At 66.8% G+C, this 17495-nt stretch carries 12 protein-coding genes; 8 read left to right on the forward strand and 4 right to left on the reverse strand.

Annotation, left to right across the window (positions count from 1 at the left end; all coding sequences use genetic code 11):
* The first annotated feature begins 43 nt into the window (after positions 1-43).
* The 3 genes from ALII_RS0108345 to ALII_RS0108355 all read left to right on the forward strand — a co-directional run bounded on the left by ALII_RS0108345 (position 44) and on the right by ALII_RS0108355 (position 2998).
* Positions 44-919 (forward strand): transglutaminase family protein, encoded by an 876-nt coding sequence (locus ALII_RS0108345; RefSeq protein ID WP_024586864.1) that lies wholly within the window; start codon positions 44-46, stop codon positions 917-919.
* Positions 920-958: 39 nt separating this feature from the next.
* Entirely contained in the window at positions 959-1381 is a 423-nt protein-coding gene (locus tag ALII_RS0108350) for a thermonuclease family protein (RefSeq protein ID WP_029660336.1), read from the forward strand.
* A gap of 204 nt (positions 1382-1585) precedes the next feature.
* A complete protein-coding gene (locus ALII_RS0108355) occupies positions 1586-2998 on the forward strand; it encodes a TadE/TadG family type IV pilus assembly protein (protein ID WP_024586866.1) in 1413 nt (470 codons plus the stop codon).
* Between the two features lie 241 nt (positions 2999-3239).
* On the opposite strand, the gene ALII_RS0108360 is transcribed toward ALII_RS0108355, so the two are convergent.
* Together ALII_RS0108360 and ALII_RS0108365 are read right to left on the reverse strand one after the other, a co-directional pair.
* A complete protein-coding gene (locus ALII_RS0108360; protein WP_081718934.1) occupies positions 3240-4574 on the reverse strand; it encodes an MFS transporter in 1335 nt (444 codons plus the stop codon).
* 226 nt (positions 4575-4800) lie between these two features.
* Complete coding sequence (locus tag ALII_RS0108365) at positions 4801-9579, reverse strand: NAD-glutamate dehydrogenase (RefSeq protein WP_024586868.1); 4779 nt, start codon at positions 9577-9579, stop codon at positions 4801-4803.
* Between the two features lie 132 nt (positions 9580-9711).
* On the opposite strand from ALII_RS0108365, the gene ALII_RS0108370 reads away from it, so the two are divergent.
* The gene (locus tag ALII_RS0108370) at positions 9712-10275 is read left to right on the forward strand and encodes a peroxidase-related enzyme (protein WP_024586869.1); all 564 of its coding nucleotides are present in this window, start codon (positions 9712-9714) and stop codon (positions 10273-10275) included.
* Positions 10276-10435: 160 nt separating this feature from the next.
* On the opposite strand, the gene ALII_RS0108375 is transcribed toward ALII_RS0108370, so the two are convergent.
* Positions 10436-11419: an NAD(P)H-dependent glycerol-3-phosphate dehydrogenase gene (locus ALII_RS0108375; protein ID WP_024586870.1), complete on the reverse strand. Its 984-nt coding sequence runs from the start codon at positions 11417-11419 to the stop codon at positions 10436-10438.
* A complete protein-coding gene (gene tsaD, locus ALII_RS0108380) occupies positions 11416-12489 on the reverse strand; it encodes a tRNA (adenosine(37)-N6)-threonylcarbamoyltransferase complex transferase subunit TsaD (protein ID WP_024586871.1) in 1074 nt (357 codons plus the stop codon). The genes ALII_RS0108375 and tsaD overlap by 4 nt, the downstream gene beginning before the upstream one ends.
* Before the next feature lie 91 nt (positions 12490-12580).
* On the opposite strand from tsaD, the gene hemC reads away from it, so the two are divergent.
* Genes hemC through ALII_RS0108400 form a run of 4 tightly spaced genes read left to right on the forward strand, consistent with a single transcriptional unit; the run spans position 12581 to position 17420 of the window.
* Positions 12581-13510, forward strand: coding sequence for a hydroxymethylbilane synthase (gene hemC / locus ALII_RS0108385; RefSeq protein ID WP_024586872.1), 930 nt, complete (start codon positions 12581-12583; stop codon positions 13508-13510).
* Positions 13511-13512: 2 nt separating this feature from the next.
* On the forward strand, positions 13513-14223 hold the full coding sequence (locus tag ALII_RS0108390; protein WP_024586873.1) for a uroporphyrinogen-III synthase: 711 nt from the start codon (positions 13513-13515) through the stop codon (positions 14221-14223).
* A 33-nt stretch (positions 14224-14256) separates the two neighbouring features.
* Positions 14257-15609, forward strand: coding sequence for a hypothetical protein (locus ALII_RS0108395; RefSeq protein ID WP_024586874.1), 1353 nt, complete (start codon positions 14257-14259; stop codon positions 15607-15609).
* A gap of 14 nt (positions 15610-15623) precedes the next feature.
* Positions 15624-17420, forward strand: coding sequence for a heme biosynthesis protein HemY (locus ALII_RS0108400; protein WP_024586875.1), 1797 nt, complete (start codon positions 15624-15626; stop codon positions 17418-17420).
* Positions 17421-17495 lie beyond the last annotated feature (75 nt).

Raw genomic sequence — 17495 nt, forward strand, 5'->3', positions numbered from 1 at the left:
AGCCGGCGTTAGGCACACGACATCTACCACGAAAGGTTGTGCCATGCTGATCCGTCTGGGTTACGAAATCGGGATTTCCTGCGCGCAGCCGACCCCGATGATCCTCTCGCTCGACCTCCACCCCGATCGCCGGGCCGACATCCGCTGGCAAAGCGGCGTCACCTCGCATCCGATGGTGCCGATGCGCACCTATGTCGACCAGTTCGGCAATCGCTGCCGCCGCCTCGTCGCGCCCCAGGGCGAGTTCACCGTGCGCTACGATGCCGTGGTCGAGGATTCAGGCAAGGCTGACGTGATCGCCGAGGATGCCGGCGAAGTCCCGGTCGACCACCTGCCCGCCGAAGCGCTGATCTATCTTCTCGGCAGCCGCTATTGCGAGACCGACCTGATGACGCCGATCGCCTGGCAGTTGTTCGGCAATTTCAAGCCGGGCTGGCAGCGCGTGCAGGCGATCTGCGATTTCGTCCACAACCGCATCTCGTTCAGCTACGGATACGCCCGCGCCAGCCGCACCGCTGGCCAGGCCTACGACGAGCGCGTCGGCGTCTGCCGCGACTTCGCCCATCTCGCCGTGACCCTCTGCCGCGCGATGAACATCCCGGCCCGCTACGCAACCGGCTATCTCGGGGACATCAACGTGCCCGCCGATCCCGCCCCGATGGATTTCTCCGCCTGGTTCGAGGTCTATCTCGAAGGCGGCTGGTACACCTTCGACGCGCGCCACAACGTGCCGCGCACCGGCCGCGTCGTTCTCGCCCGCGGCCGCGACGCCACCGACGTGCCGATCGTCCACACATTCGGCGCCCATCAATTGCTGAAGTTCGAGGTGTGGACCTACGAGCAGAAATCCGAACCTGTGGCCACCGAACTGCGCCGCGCACCCCGCGCTGCCGACGCCCCGCTCAGCCTTTCCGCCTGAGCCTCTTGCCAGATCGATGCAAATAGGAATAAATGCCGTATGGCTTTTATTCCTATTTTGCTTCTGGCGCTTTTTGCCCTCCCCGCCCACGCCGCCGAAATCGCCGGTCCCGTCCGTGCGAGCCTGGTGCGCGTCATCGACGGCGATACGGTCGAAGCCGATGTTCATGTCTGGCCGGGCCACACGGTGCGCGTGTCGGTTCGCCTACGCGGCATCGACGCGCCTGAACTGCGCTCACGCTGCGAAGCGGAAAAGCTGGCTGCCCTCGACGCACGCGACACCCTCGCCGGCCTGCTCGCCTCCGGCGCCTTCCACGTCCGCAATGTCGATGGCGACAAGTTCTTCGGCCGCGTCGTCGCCGACATCGAGACGCCGGAAGGCGACGGGATCGTCGAGCGCCTCCTCGAGGTCGGCCTCGTCCGCCCCTATGACGGCAAGGCTCGCGCCTCCTGGTGCGACTGACGTCCCGAAACGGGACAGCGGCGACGCCGGACCGGGACGCCCGCCAAAGCCCCACGCGAAAATTAACCGGATGCTAACCCTAACTTCCAGTAAACGATAATCCTTTCAGAGCCTTAGCCTCACCACCCGCCGAGATTCCGTTTTCTGGCGTCGATCCTGCACCTCCTTCCGCAACCGGCCGCGGCGGCCGACGAGGAGAGATCGATGGCACGGTTTTCGAACATCTTGACGCGGTTCATGTCCGACCGGCGCGGCAACTTCGCGATCCTGACGGGCGCGACCCTGTCCATGCTGGCGGTCGGCGCCGGCTTCGGCGTCAATACGGCGCAGCTCATGAACACCAAGTCGGCGCTGCAGAACGCGCTCGACGCCGCCGTCGCCTCCACCGCCCGCGACCTGACGACCGGCGTGATCGCCGAGGCCGACGCCCGCGCCTCGGTCGAGGCGTTCCTCATCGCCAATGGCGGCGGCGCCTTTGCCCGCGAAGGTGCTGTCACGCTCGATACGCTGACCGTCGACCGCGTCGCCCGCACCGTCGAAGCGACGGCCAAGGCCAATATCGACCTCGCGTTCCCGCTCTTCGGCGCGGAAAAGACCCGCGACGTCGCCGCCACCACCGCCGCGCTCTATTCCGACCGCAGGATCGAGGTCGCGATGATGCTTGACGTCACCGGCTCGATGGCGGGGCAGAAGATCAGGGATCTGAAGAGCGCCGCCACCAATGCCGTCAACGCCCTGCTCGGCAGCCAGGACCCGCGCAATCCGCGCGTCCGCGTATCGATCGTGCCTTATGCGGAGGCGGTGAATGTCGGCACGCTCGCATCCTCGTCGGTCGTCTTCCAGGAACGCAGGGGCGCGAGCGACCTGCCGCCTTATGTCGGCGCAAGCGCGCGCTACGTCTCGGACAACACCGGCAGCTTCGCCGACAATTGCGCAACCGAGCGCAAGCTGCCCGACCTCTCGCCCGACTATTCCGACGCCAGCCCGATGACGCTGCGCGAATATCCCGGCGACCCGAGCAGGAAGTTCTACGCCCGCATCAATCGCGACGACCGCCTCGACACCAAGGACTGCCCCAAGGCAACAATCGTGCCCCTGACCGCCGACGCCGATGCGCTGAAGCGCTCCATCAACGCCTTCAACGCGGTCGGCTATACGGCCGGCTCGATCGGCATCCAGTGGACGCAATACATGCTGTCGCCGGAATGGCGCGACACGATCCGCAATGCGCGGCTCGGTGCCGGCCCGGCAGACGCCGACCCGCAGGATGTCGGCAAGATCGCGATCCTGATGACGGACGGCCAGTTCAACACCGTCTTCGCCGGAGGAGATTCGCGCCCGGTCAACGCGCAGGGCCGCGCGGCCCGCAGCACGGCCGAGGCGCTGTGCGACCGGATGAAGGCCGACGGCATCGAAATCTTCACCATCGGCTTCGACCTCGACAACCGTTCGATCCCTGCGCAGGATCGCCGCGACGCGAAAGCCGTGCTGAACGCCTGCGCAAGCGACGATACAGGCATCATCAAGCACTATTTCGAAGCATCGACCGGCCCCGAACTCGATGCCGCCTTTCAGGAAATCATCAGCAACACCGAGCGGCTTTTCCTGACCATGTAGACATGCAGCCTACGAAAAAGGGCCGGTCTCGGCGACCGGCCCTTCCGTGTCTCTTATCCGCAGCGCGGCATCCGGGTCAGGCCCGGCCGCGCATCAACCCCGTCAGGAAGGCTGCTTCCCGAAAGGGCAATCCGCTCGGGCCACGCTACGGCTAACGATAACACTCGACATCGGATCACCTCCTTTCAGTTCGTTGAACACGTTCCCAATGTGGGACCCATGCCCCACGATGGCAAGCCCTTTACGCGACGACCTCCCGGTGCCGGCTTTTCACGAAGGGCAACAGCGCCAGCCCGATGATGAAGAGCGCGATGATCGGCGTCACGCCGACCCGCTGCGCGTCCACCGGCGAAAGGCCGAAGGCCTGCGACGCCGCCAAGCCGGTCACGAGCGCGATCGACAGCGGCCCGATGAAGCTCGTCGCCTTGCCCGACAGCGCATAGAGCCCGAAGGCTTCCGTCACCCGGTCGGTGTCGACCTGATCGACGAGAAGCGTGCGCGAGGCAGCCTGGATCGACCCGCCCGCCGCCCCGATCAGGCAGCCGGCGAAGTAGAACACCAGCACCGGCAGGCCGCTGCCCTCCGCCACGGTCGTGAACAGCACTTGGCCCTGCGTCGTCGAGATGATGAGCGCGCAGCAAAGCGCGAGGATCACTGCCGACCACGCCACGACGATCTTCGGCCCGAAGCGCTGGTCCATCCGCCCGCCGACATAGGCGCCGATCGCGCCGGTGATGTTGGAGAGGATGCCGAAAATGCCGATCTGGATGATCGAAAGACCCAGCACGCCGGCCGCATAGATGCCGCCGAAGGCGTAAAGCGCGTTGAGGCCATCGCGATAAAACATCGACGAGATCAGGAAGGAGAAGTAGCTGCGCTCGGACGGCAGGCGCTTCAGCGTCTGCTTCAGCTTCGAGAGCCCGTCGCGCACCGCGCCCTTGATCGCGGGCTTGCGCGTCACGTCGGCGGTGAAGAGGAACATCGGAATGATGAAGACGAGATACCAGAGCGCCGTCAGAGGCCCCGCCGCCCGGTCGCCCTCGCGCATCGCCGGGTCGAGCCCGAGCACCGGCTCCAGCCCGATCAGCGTGCGCCCTGTCTCCGGCGAAGCCGACATGAAACCCAGCACCATGATCAGCGAGATCAGCCCGCCGACATAGCCGAGGCCCCAGGCCGAGCCCGAAAGCCGCCCGAGTTCGGAGCGCGGCACCAGCGTCGGCATCATCGCATTGTTGAAGACGGCGGCATATTCCATGCCGAACACCGCGACCGCGATGATGATCAATATCCACGTCAGGTCGCTCATGCCGGGCGCGGCGAACCACAGCATCCAGCAGCCGACGATGCCGATGACAGAAAACACCGCGATCCACGGCTTGCGCGGCCCGCTTGCATCGGCGATCGCGCCGAGGACGGGCGAAGAAAAGGCGATCAGGAGCCCGCCGATCCCCGTCGCATAGCCCCACAACTCCTGCCCCCGCGCCGCATCCGGCGCAACGGCGGCGGCGAAATAGGGTGCGAAGACGAAGGTGATGATCAGCGTGTGAAAGGGCTGCTGCGCCCAGTCGAAGAACATCCAGCCCCAGATCGCCCGCTTCGGCGCGCGTTCACTCGTGTCAGAACTCAATATCGTCGTCCCCCCATCATACTTGACGATTGCGCCCCCTCCGTCCCTTAAGGCCACCTCCCCCGTAAACGGGGGAGGAACCACCGTTGCGGCCAGTCTCGACCTAGATCCTCCCCCGTTTACGGGGGAGGTGGCCCGAAGGGACGGAGGGGGCGCTCCTGACAATTCCCGACGCCTAGCCCGTCACCGTCACATCAGCCAAATCCGACATCAGCCCGGCCGCGACCGTCAGCCGCGAAACGGTGATGTCGCCGCCCTCCGTCAGGCTTTGCAGCCGATCGCGCGTGCGCGAAATCCGCATGCCGCCCGCCGCGATCCAGGCCTCCACCGGGGCCTTTTCCTTCGGAAACGCGCTCAGCGCTGCCGCCGCGATCCCGCGTCGCGCCGCGTTGATCTGGTCGGTCGCGCGCGCCAGCGCCAGCCCGTCATAATAGTCGGACGGCGCGATCGAGCGTGCGGCATCCGCGATGCGTCCGATCCGGAACGCATCGGTGACGGCAAAGAAGGCCCGCGCGGCCGTTTCCAGTTCCGCCTTCGCCGTCTCGGCAACCAGCGCGATGTCGGGCACGAGTTCGGTCACGTGAAGCTGCGCGATCCGCTCGGCAAGCTTCTGCGACACTCCGGCCTTGAGAAGAGCGTCCATGCGCTCGTCCTGCTTTTCCTGCGTGAACGGCGGCAGCATTTTCGCCAGCTTCGGCTCCAGCGCCTTGCGCGCGCCCTGCATCCCCTCGATCTCGGCGCCGATCGCATCGGAGGTCAGGTCGTTCTTCAGGAACCACGCGCTCGCCGAATGCACCAGCCTTCCGACCTGCTGGTAGAGTTCGAGCTGTGTCGCCCCGTCGATCTTCGCGTCCAGCGCGTCGATCTCGCGATAGAGTTCCGGCAGGTCGAACCCGTCGCGCACGACCGCAAAGGCCGCGACCACCTCCGCCGCCGAGCGGCCGGTCAGATCCTGCAGCCGGCTGACGAAGGACGGCCCGCCGCGATTGATCGCCTCGTTGGCGAGCTGCGTCGCGATGATCTCGCGGCGCAGCCGGTGCGACTTGATCGGCCCGGCGAACTTCCTGACCATCTTCTGCGGAAAATAGTCGAGAAGATCGGCTTCGAGATGCGGATCGTCCGGCACCTTGCTCGCCACGATGTCGTCGAAGAGCACGATCTTGGCATAGGCCAGCAGCACGCCGATCTCGGCCCGCGTCAGCGGCACGCCGCGCGCCTCCCGATCCGCCATCGCGGCCGCGGAGGGCAGCACCTCGACTTCGCGGTCGAGCAGCCCGCGCCCTTCCAGCGCCTCCATGAAACGTTCCTGATAGCCGAGATCGGCCGCCCCGCGCAGCGCGGTCAGCGAAATCGCCAGCGATTGCCGGTAATTGTTGGCAAGCACCAGATGCGCCACCTCGTCCGTCATGTCGGCCAGGAGCTTGTCGCGGTTGGGCCTGGTCAGATCGCCCGCCCGCATCGCCGAGGCGAGCGCGATCTTGATGTTGACCTCGACGTCCGAGGAATTGACGCCCGCCGAATTGTCGATGGCGTCCGAATTGCAGCGTCCGCCATTCATCCCGTATTCGATGCGCGCGCGCTGGGTGACGCCGAGATTGGCGCCTTCACCGATTACCTTGGCGCCGACTTCGCGGGCGGTGATCCGCAGCGTGTCGTTGGCTTTGTCGCCCACATCGGCATTGCTCTCCGCCTCGGCCCGCACATAGGTCCCGATGCCGCCGAACCAGAGAAGGTCGACCTTGGCCATCAGGATCGCGCGCATGATCTCGACCGGCGTCGCCGTCGTCGACGAAAGGCCGATCGCGGCCGCCGCAGCCTTCGAAAGTTCGATCGATTTCTGGCTGCGCGAAACGATGATGCCGCCTTCCGACAGCTTTTCGCGGTCGTAGTCCTGCCAGCTCGACTGGCCCTTGTCGAAGAGCCGCTGCCGCTCCTCGAAGGACGACGCCATATCCGGGCCGGGATCGATGAAGATGTCGCGATGGTCGAACGCCGCGATCAGCCGCGTCGCCTTCGACAGCAGCATCCCGTTGCCGAACACGTCGCCCGACATGTCGCCGACGCCGGTCACGGTGAAGGGTTCGGTCTGGATGTCGCGGTTCATCTCGCGGAAATGCCGCTTCACCGCCTCCCACGCGCCGCGCGCGGTGATGCCCATCTTTTTGTGGTCGTAGCCGGCCGATCCGCCCGAGGCGAAGGCGTCGTCGAGCCAGAAGCCATGCGCCTGGCTGATCGCGTTCGCGGTGTCGGAAAAAGTCGCCGTGCCCTTGTCCGCCGCGACGACGAAATAGGGATCGTCCCTGTCGTGACGCACAACATCAGCCGGCGGCACCACATGGTCGCCCTCGATATTGTCGGTGACCGAAAGCAGCGAAGTGATGAAGTTGATATAGGCCTTCTTGCCCGCCTCGAAGATTTCGCCGCGCGAACCGCCCACCGGCAACTGCTTCGGAAAGAACCCGCCCTTGGCGCCGACCGGCACGATCACCGCGTTCTTGACCTGCTGCGCCTTGACGAGGCCGAGCACTTCGGTGCGGTAATCCTGCGCCCGGTCCGACCAGCGCAAGCCCCCGCGCGCCACCGCGCCGAAGCGCAGATGCACGCCCTCGACCTCCGGCCCGTAGACGAAGATTTCCCGCCACGGACGCGGTGCCGGCAGACCGCGCACGGCGCGCGAATCGAGCTTCAGGGCCAGCGACACGCCGTCCCTGTCGCGCCCGTAGAAATTGGTCCGCAAGGTCGATTGGATGAGGTTCAGATAGCGCCGAATCACGGCGTCATCATCGATCTGGGGCACCGATTCCAACGCCGTTTCGATCGATTCAGCCGCCTTTTGAGCTGAAACTTCGCTGTTTTCAGCTCGTTCCGGGTCGAAACGGGCCAAAAAAAGCCCGATCAGATGGCCCGCGATGGCAGGATACCGGTTCAAAACCGAGGCGACGAACTCCTGGTTCTGCGGAATCCCCGCCTGCTGGAGATAGCGGCCATAGGCGCGCAAGAGACCGATGTTACGCGCCGTCAGCCCCGCCGTCTGGACCAGCGCCGCATAGGAATCATTGTCGCTCTGCCCATTCCAGACCGACAGGAAGACGTCGGCCAGAAGCGCGCCGCCATCGGCCAGATCGATCTCGGCGCCGGATGCGCTTTCGAGCTCCATGTCGTGCAAAAAGACCGGCTTGGCACCCGCCCGCGCGATCTCGAACGTGCGCTCCGAGATCACCCGGAAGCCCATGTTTTCCAGGAGCGGCACGCGCTTCGACAGCGCCACCGGTTCGCCCTGGTGATAGATTTTCAGCCCGGCATGGGACGCCGTCTCCGGCTTCTCGCGGTAGAAGTCGATCGCGATCGGCCGGTCGTCGCCGATGTCGGAAATGACCGCCGCATCGCGCATCGCGACCGCGGCGGAGAAGCTGTTGCGATAGGTCTGGTCGAAGCCGGCGGCGAGCGCGGCGAGCTTCGGATCGGCGCGGTTTTCGGTCACCTCCTCGCGCAGCGCGTCGTCCCAGGTCCGCACGATGTCGCGCATTCCAGCTTCGAGTTCGGCGGGATCGACCTTCGGCGTCTTGCCGCTGGTGCGGCCGATGATGAAGTGGACGCGCGCGAGCGAGCCTTCCGGGAAGGCCGGATAATAGGCCGACAGCCGGCCGTCGAAGACCTTGACCAGATACTGCCCGATCCGCTCGCGCACGTCGGAATCGTAGCGGTCGCGCGGCACGTAGACGATGGCGGAGACGAAGCGGTCGAACTGGTCGACGCGGTAGAGCGCGCGCACGCGCGGCCGCTCGCCCAGCGCCAGGATGGCCTCGGCGTGCTTGCGCAGGATCGGCACCGAAATCTGGAACAGCTCGTCGCGCGGATAGGATTCCAGCACGTTGATCAGCGCCTTGCCCGAATGGTCGGACGGATCGAAACCCGACTTCTCGATCACGGCTGTCGCCTTGGACCGCAGGTAGGGGATCTTCATCACCGATCGCGTGTAGGCGGTCGAGGTGAAGAGGCCGACGATGCGCAGTTCGCCCAGAAGCTTGCCCTTCTGGTCGAAGGTCTTGACGCCGATATAGTCGAGATAGATGCGCCGGTGGACGACCGACTTGGCGTTGGCCTTGGTGACCAGCAGCGCTTCGGGGCCGTAGAGGAAGGCACGGATTTCAGGCGTGGTCGTCACCGGCTCGCCGCCGCGCCGCAGGACGCGCACTTCCGGATCGGAGAGGATGCCGAGCCCGCCCTTGGGCGCACGCTCCAGCGTGCCGGTCTCCTCGCCGCCCGAATAGCGCAGTTCGCGCATGCCGAGGAAGGTGAAATTGTCGTCGCGCAGCCATTCGAGGAAGGCGATGGCTTCGCCCACCTGCGCCTTGTCGATCGGCACCGGCTGGTAGCGGTATTCGGTGATCGCCTGGTCGAGCCGGGCGAGCATCGGCCGCCAGTTGGTCACTGCCAGCTTGACCTGCGCCAGCACATGTTCGAGCCCACGCTTCAGCGCCTCGCACTCGTCCTGCGTCAGCTTCGGCACGTGGACGTGGATGATCGAGACCCGGTCGGTCGCATCGTCGCCCTTGGCGCTGCCGGCCTCGCCCAGAAGCTCGGCGACGCCCTTCTTCTCATGCCGCACGAGGACGACCGGATGAAGGACGAGCGCAGCTTCGCCGGCCTGCTCGGTGATTTCGGCGAGGACCGAATCGAACAGGAAGGGCATGTTGTCGTTGATGACGGTGATGGCCGTGACGGCCCGGCCCTGCCGCTCGATCTCGCCCTCATTGTCGAGCACGATCAGGCTGTCGCCGCGCTTGTGGTGCTTCAGCGCCCGATAGGCGAGCGCGCCGGCGGTGGCGAAAGCCTCGCTCGTATAGGCCTCGCGATCCTCCTCAGGCGCCCGCGCCTTGAAGAAGCCCGCGAGCTTTTCGGCGCCCGCCTCGGTCTTGACCTTCGATGCGGTTGCGGTCTTGCGCACAGCCATGGACGGCGATCTCCCCGATTTCATCGCATTTTTCTTTCGAGACTAGAACATCCGCCGAGAAAGTGGCACCGGTTTCACGAAAATGAGCGACGCTGCGTCAGTTACAGACAAGTTTGATAGGGAGATGACGGCATGAGCGAGCGGGTCACGGCACTGAACATCGAACAGCCCGAATTGTCGGACGGGACGAAGGCCTATTTCGCAAAGTGCGAAGAAAAGCTCGGACTGGTCCCCAACGTGCTGCGCGCCTACGCCTTCGACGAGAAGAAGCTGCGCGCCTTCACCGACATGTACAACGATCTGATGCTGGGCGAATCCGGCCTGTCGAAGCTCGAGCGCGAGATGATCGCCGTCGCCGTCTCGTCGGTGAACCATTGCTACTACTGCCTCGTCGCGCATGGCGCGGCGGTGCGGCAATTGTCGGGCGATCCCAAGCTCGGCGAAATGATGGTGACCAATTATCGCGCTGCAGACCTGTCGGCCAAGCAGAAGGCGATGCTCGATTTCGCGGTCAAGCTGACCGAAAGTCCCGACAAGATCGAGGAAGCCGACCGGCAGGGCCTGCGCGATGCGGGCTTTTCGGATCGCGACATCTTCGACATCGCCTCGACGGTCGGGTTCTACAATATGTCCAACCGGGTGGCGGCGGCGATCGACATGCGCCCGAACGATGAGTACCACGCGATGGCGCGGTAGGGCTTGGCGTCGATATCTTTTTCACAAGCTGCGCGCCCCCTCCACCGCCTTCGGCGGTCCCCCTCCCCCGCTTCGCAGGGGAGGAACACCGTCGGGGACGGCCGCGACCTTGATCCTCCCCCGTTCACGGGGGAGGGGGCGCAGTGCCCCACGAGATTTCCTACTCCGCCTCGCTCTTCAACGGCCGCGCCAGAAGCCGCGTCGCGGCATCTTGCATCGTGATGTGGCCCTCGATCAGTTCGGCAGTCGCCTCGATGATCGGCGATTCGACTCCGCGCTTCCGGGCGATCTCGAGCGCGATTCCGGCGGTCGCCGCGCCTTCGGCCAGCGCCAGTCCTTCGCGCGATTTGCCCGCGCCGAGCGCCATGCCATAGGCGAAGTTGCGCGACTGTGCCGAGCCGCAGGTGAGTAGCAGATCGCCGAGCCCGGAAAGGCCCATCAGCGTTTCGGGCCGCGCGCCGAAGGCGGCGCCGATGCGGCGCAGTTCGACGAAGCCGCGCGTGATGGTGGCCGCCTGCGCGCTCGCACCGAGCCCCGCGCCCGACACGGCTCCGGCGGCGATGGCGAGGACATTCTTCAACGCCCCGCCGATCTCGACGCCGACGAGGTCATCAGTCGAATAGCAGCGGAAGGCGGGTGCCGAGAAAAGCTCGGCGAGCGCGAATGCGCGGTCACCGTCTTCGCACGCCACGGTCACCGCCGTCGGCAGGCCGCGTACGACGTCGGTCGCGAAGCTCGGCCCGGACAGAGCGCCGATTGGCGAAGCAGGCAGGATTTCGGCGGCGACCTCGGAGACGAGACGACCGGTGGCTCGCTCGATGCCCTTGGCCGCCAACACGAGCGGCACGTCCGACGACATGTGCGGAGCGGCGTCCGCCAGCACTGCGCGCGTCGCCTGCGTGGGAATGACGCTCAGGATCGCGTCGGCGCCTTGAAGCGTCGCGCCGAGATCGGTCGAGGCGACCAGCCCCTCGTCGAGCGTGACGCCCGGCAGGTAGCGCGGGTTCTCGCGGCGCGCGTTGATGGCCGAAACCGTTTCCGCGTCGCGTGCCCACAGCCGCGTCTCGTGTCCGGCGCGGATCATCGTGACGGCCAGTGCCGTGCCCCACGCCCCGCCGCCGAGGATCGCGATCGTCGCGCTCATGCCTTGGCTCCCCTCTTGCCCGAACCGATGACCGGCGCGGCGCCCTCGTCGAGCGGCCAGCGCGAGCGCGGGCTGAGCGCCATTGCATCCTCGCCTTCGATATTTGCGGCCAGCCGCTCCAGCCCCGCCCAGGCGATCATCGCCGCATTGTCGGTGCAAAGTGCCAATGGCGGTGCGATCAGCCGAAAGCCGGCGGCCGCGCAGGAGGCTTCGAGCGCGGCGCGGATCGCCCTGTTGGCCGCGACGCCGCCGGCGACGACCAGCACGCGGTCCTCGATCGCGGGAAAGGCAGACAGTGCCTTGCCGAGCCGTTCCTGCAGCGTCTCCACGATGGCGCGCTGGAACGAGGCGCAGATGTCGGCGACGTCCTGGTCGGACAGCGGCGCGATGGAGTTCGCCGCCTGCCGAACGGCGGTCTTAAGCCCCGAGAACGAAAAATCCGGCCGCGCCTCGCCGCGCAGCGGACGCGGGAAGGAAAAGCGCTTCGCATCGCCACGCGCCGCCCATTCCTCGACGCTGGGACCGCCCGGATAGGGCAGGCCGAGAAGCTTCGCCGTCTTGTCGAACGCCTCGCCGAGCGCATCGTCGATGGTCGAGCCGAGGCGGCGATAGTCGCCGACGCCGCGCACCTCGACGATCTGCGTGTGGCCGCCGGAGACGAGCAGCAGCAAATAGGGGAACGCGACGTTCTCGACCAGCCGCGCCGTCAGTGCATGGCCTTCGAGATGGTTGATCGCGACGAGCGGCACGCCGGACGCGGCCGCCAGCGCCTTCGCCGTCATCAAGCCGACGATGAGCCCGCCGATCAACCCCGGCCCGGCGGTGACGGCGATGGCGTCGAGGTCTGCAAGCTTAACATCCGCCTCGGCCAGCGCCGCCTCGATGACGCCGTCGACGGCCTCGACATGGGCGCGGGCGGCGATCTCCGGCACCACGCCGCCGAATGCCGCGTGGTCCTCGATCTGGCTCAGGACGATGTTGGACAGGATGCGCGGCGTGCCGTCCGGCGCGCGCTCGACCACCGCCGCCGCCGTCTCGTCGCAGCTCGTCTCGATGCCAAGCACGCGCATTTCGTCGCTACACCTTTTCGGAACGGGTCGTTCGGTTGCCGTTGCCGGCCATCGTCGCTAGGTAGGGGCGACCTATCATGGACGCCACTTGATGCAAACAGACCTGTTGAGGATCGGAACGCGCGGCAGCGCCCTTGCGCTGGCGCAGGCGGAAGAGACGCGCGCGCGCCTGATGGCCGCGCATGCCCTGCCGCAGGAGGCGTTCGAGATCGTCGTCATCTCGACTTCCGGCGACCGCATCCAGGACCGTCCTCTGTCCGAAGCCGGCGGCAAGGGGCTGTTCACCAAGGAGATCGAGGAAGCGCTATTGTCGGGCGCGATCGACATCGCCGTCCATTCGTCGAAGGACATGCCGACCGCGCTGCCGGAGGGGCTCGAACTCTCCTGCTTCCTCGAACGCGAGGACGTGCGCGACGCCTATATCGGCCGCGTGGCGCCGAAGCTCCTCGACCTGCCCGAAAACGCCGTCATCGGCTCCTCCTCGCTGCGCCGGCAGGCGCTGATCCGGCGCCTGCGGCCCGACATCGACGTCGTTCTCTATCGCGGCAACGTGCAGACGCGGCTGCGCAAGCTGGGCGAAGGCGTGGTCGACGCGACGCTTCTGGCCAATGCCGGCCTGAAGCGGCTCGGGCTCGCCCATGTCATCACCGAACTCCTGCCGGTCGAGACCTTTCCTCCCGCGCCGGGCCAGGGTGCGATCTGCATCGAAAGCCGCATCGGTGACGCGCGCATCGGCAAGCTGCTGGAGCCCATCGGGCATCGCGCGACCACCGAGGCGCTGACCTGCGAGCGCGCCTTTCTGGCGACGCTCGACGGCTCCTGCCGCACGCCGCTGGCCGGCCATGCGCAGATCGACGGCGACGCGCTGTCCTTCTTCGGCATGATCCTGTCGCCGGACGGAAGGCAGGTGCACGAGATCCGGGCCGAAGGCCGTGCCGGCGATGCCGCTTCGATCGGCGCAAAGGCCGGTGCCGACATCCGCGACCGCGCGGGGCCGGCCTTCTTCGAAAGCTGGAGCTGACGATGGCGCGGCGCGTGCTGGTGACCCGGCCCGAGCCCGGCGCCTCCGCCACCGCCGCGCGGTTGATCGAGCGCGGCTACGAGCCGGTCGTCCTGCCGTTGACGCAGATCGTGGCGCTGGAGCCAATCGCGCTTCCCGAACGCATCGACGCGGTCGTCGCGACGAGCGCCAACGCGTTTCGCCATGCGCCGGCTTCCCTGATGGAGAAGCTGCGCCACCTGCCGCTCCATGTCGTCGGCGCGAAGACCGCCGAGGCTGCAGGCCGCGAGGTGGCGTCGGTCGCGCCCGATGCGAGGGCACTGGCGCAGATGCTGTCCGGCCGCCTTGTCGCAGCGTCGCATGTTCTGCACCTGACTGGCCGTGTCCGCCGTCCCGAACTCAGGCTTGCCCTTGAAGCACAGGGCCATCGGGTGACGGAAATCGAGCTCTACGACGCACGCGCCACCGAGTTCGCCGCAGGCGAAACCGGAACCAAACTGGGGTCGGAACCGTTTTGGGCCGCATTGGTCTATTCGCAGCGCGGGGGCGAAATTCTGGGTAGGATCGCTGCCAAGGCGCCGTCCAGCTTCCAACCCACGGTCTTCGTGTGCATATCCGCCGAGGCGGCAGCAGGTCTGGCAGGGCGGCGCATCGGACTTGCCGCGACGCCCGATGAAGCGGGCATGATGGCAAAGCTTGCGGAACGTGATCAAAGCGCGGCCGCATCCGGGTAACTGGCCGCATATGGATAATTGAAGGGGAGTGGCATGTCGAAGACGCCGAAATCACGCTATTCGGAGCCGAAGAAGGCCGGATCGACCATCGACATCGACCCGAAGGACGTGACGCGTCTCGACGACAAGGCCGCCAAGCCCGGCACCTCCGAGGAAAATATCAGCGACATCACCGACCCCGCCGCGATCGGCGCGGACAAGGCGGCGGCGGCTGCCGTCGAGGCCAAAACCGAGCCCATGGTCGCCTCCAAGCCGGAGCCTGTGAAGGAAGCCAAGGCACCCACCGCCAAGGTGGAGGCTGCCAAGACCGACAAAGCATCAGCATCCAAACCGGCCGAGACGCCAAAGCCCGCTCCCAAGACTGACGCTCCCAAACCCGACGCCAAGCCAGCGACGCCTTCGGCTTTCGCCACCTCGCAGGCATCCTCCCCACGTCCCGCAACGGCGCAGGCCGATTCCAGGCGTGGCGGCAGCGCGCTGATGGGCGGCATCGTCGGCGGCCTGATCGTGCTCGCGCTCGGCGCCGGGCTGCAGGCGGCCGGCATCTGGCCCGATACGCAACAGGGCAATGACGAGCAGGTCGCAGCGTTGCAGGCCGAGATCGAGACGTTGCGCGGCGAGATCGCCGGTGCCGGCGCGAACGACGATGTGGCGGCGCTGCGCTCCGAAATCGAGGAATTGCGCTCCGCATCCGGCGACACTTCGGCGACCGACGACAGGCTTGCCGCGCTCGAGCAGGCGATCGCCGCCGTCAGTGATGCGCCCGACGCCGAAGCCGCACTCGCCGAGGTCGAACAGCAGCTTGCAAGCGCCGGCGAGGCATCGAGCGCCAATGCCGCACGGCTCGACGACATCGAGGCGCGACTTGGCGAACTCGAAAATAGCGGCGCAGAGCGCGTCATCGCGGCGTCGGCGCTGAAATCCGCGATCGATCGTGGCCAGCCCTTCGCGACCGAACTCGAAACCTATGCCGGCCTCGACGCCGACGCGACGGAGGTCGGCGAATTGCGCGACTTCGCCGCCGACGGCGTCGCGACGCGGGCGCAGATCGCGGAAGAAGTGGGACAGGCCGCGCAGGCGATGGTCGCAGCTTCCAGCGGCGTCGACGAGAATGCCGGCATCATGGACCGCCTCTCCGCCAGCGCGCGCTCGCTCGTCCAGGTTCGCCCCGTCGGCATGGCCGAGGGCGAGGATGTCGGCGCCAAGGTCGCGCGGCTCGAAGCGTCGGTGCGCGCCGACGACTACGAGCGCGCCATCGCCGAATATGACGGCCTGCCGGAGAACGTTCAGGCCGCCGGTGCGGACTTCATGGCCAAGGTGCGCGCCCGCCATGCCGCCGACCATTTGATCGACCGTGCTCTGACCACCGCGCTCCAGGGCGCCTGAGGGAACGAAACATCATGATCCGCATCCTGTTCTTCCTCGTTCCCGTCTTCATCCTCGGCTTCGCCTTCGCCTGGCTTGCCGACCGCCCGGGCGACCTGACGCTGACCTTCGGCGGCTACCAGATTCAGGTGAGCCTGCTGGTCGCCGCGATCCTGATCATCGCCGTCGTCGCCGCCGCGATGATCCTCTGGTGGCTGGTCAAGTCGATCGTCACCAGCCCGCACACCATCTCGCGCCATTTCCGCACCCGACGCCGCGATCGCGGCTACGAGGCGCTGTCGATGGGCATGATCGCGGCCGGCGCCGGCGATCCGGCGCTCGCGCGGCGCAAGAAGAAGGAGGCGCTGAAGCTCCTCTCCTCCGACCGCGAGCCGCTGGTCCATCTTCTCGACGCACAGGCTTCCCTGCTCGAAGGCGACCATCCGGGCGCGCGGCAGAAATTCGAGGCGATGCTCGACAAGCCCGAGATGAAACTTCTCGGCCTGCGCGGCCTCTACCTCGAAGCCGAGCGCGTGGGCGACCGGCAGGCCGCGCGGCACTATGCCGAGCGCGCGGTCGAAACCGCGCCGCAGCTTGCCTGGGCATCCGGCGCAGCGCTGGAGGAAAAGTCCGAGGCTGGCGACTGGGATGCCGCGCTGCGTCTCGTCGACACGCAGAAATCGACCCAGCAGATTGACCGCGAGACGGCCGAACGCCGCAAGGCCGTCCTCTTGACCGCCAAGGCCACCGAACTCCTCGACGCCGAGCCGGTGCAGGCGAAGAACGCGGCACTCGAAGCCCACCGCCTCGCGCCAGACCTCGTTCCGGCCGCGATCGTCGCGGCCAAGGCGCTGTTCCGCCTCGACGATCTGCGCAAGGGCGCGAAGATTCTCGAAGCCGGCTGGAAGCGCAACGCGCATCCCGAGATCGCCGACGCCTATGTCAATGCGCGTCTCGGCGATTCGACGCTCGATCGTCTGACGCGGGCGAGGAAGCTGCAGACGCTGAAACAGAACAATCCCGAATCCGCTCTCGCCGTCGCCCGCGCCGCGCTCGCCGCCGGCGATTACAAGCTTGCCCGCGCGCAGGCCGAAGCCGCAATCCGGCAGGAGCCACGCGAAGGCGCCTACCTGCTTCTGGCCGACATCGAGGAGACTGAGACCGGCGACCAGGGCCGTGTGCGCCAGTGGCTCGGCAAGGCCGTGCGCGCGCCGCGCGATCCGGTCTGGATCGCCGACGGCTACGTCTCGGACCACTGGGCACCGCTCTCGCCGGTCACCGGCCGCCTCGACGCCTTCGAATGGCGCGCCCCGGTCGAGCGGCTCGGCCAGGTCATCGAGGCCGGCGACGAGGCACTCGCGATCACCCCGACCCTGCCCGCTCCGATCGAGCACGAAGAGCACCGGCCTTCGAAGCCGGTGGTCGCCGCAGAGCCGGAGCCGGTCGAGGACATCATCGTCGAAGAGCCGATGAAGACCGCGCCCGAGCCGGCAAGCGAGCCCGAAACGAAGCCGGCGAAGGCAGAGGCTCCGGTGGTCGTTTCCGAACCCGTCGCCACTGTCGAGCCTGACCCTGTCATCGAACCGACGCCGTCCGAAAAACCGGCATCGAAACCCGAACCGGCCCGCCCGGTCGCCGCAAACGACGCCAAGGCCCCGGCTCCCGTCGCGGCGCTCGCCTCGACCGCAGCCGAGCCCGCAGCTTCTGCTCCGCTCGACGCCGAAATGATCGAGGACGAGACCGATCGACCGACCAGGATGCCGATCCCGGACGATCCGGGCGTCGAGGAAGGCGAAAAGCCGGTGACGGAGAGCCGGTTCAGGCTGTTCTGAGGTTTGCGTGGGTGGTGGGTGCTGTTTTTGCGAAGGGGACCCCCACCCTTTATCCCTCCCCACAAGGGGGAGGGA

Origin of the sequence: Aliihoeflea sp. 2WW, from assembly GCF_000497755.1 — a bacterium.
Lineage (GTDB): Bacteria > Pseudomonadota > Alphaproteobacteria > Rhizobiales > Rhizobiaceae > Aliihoeflea.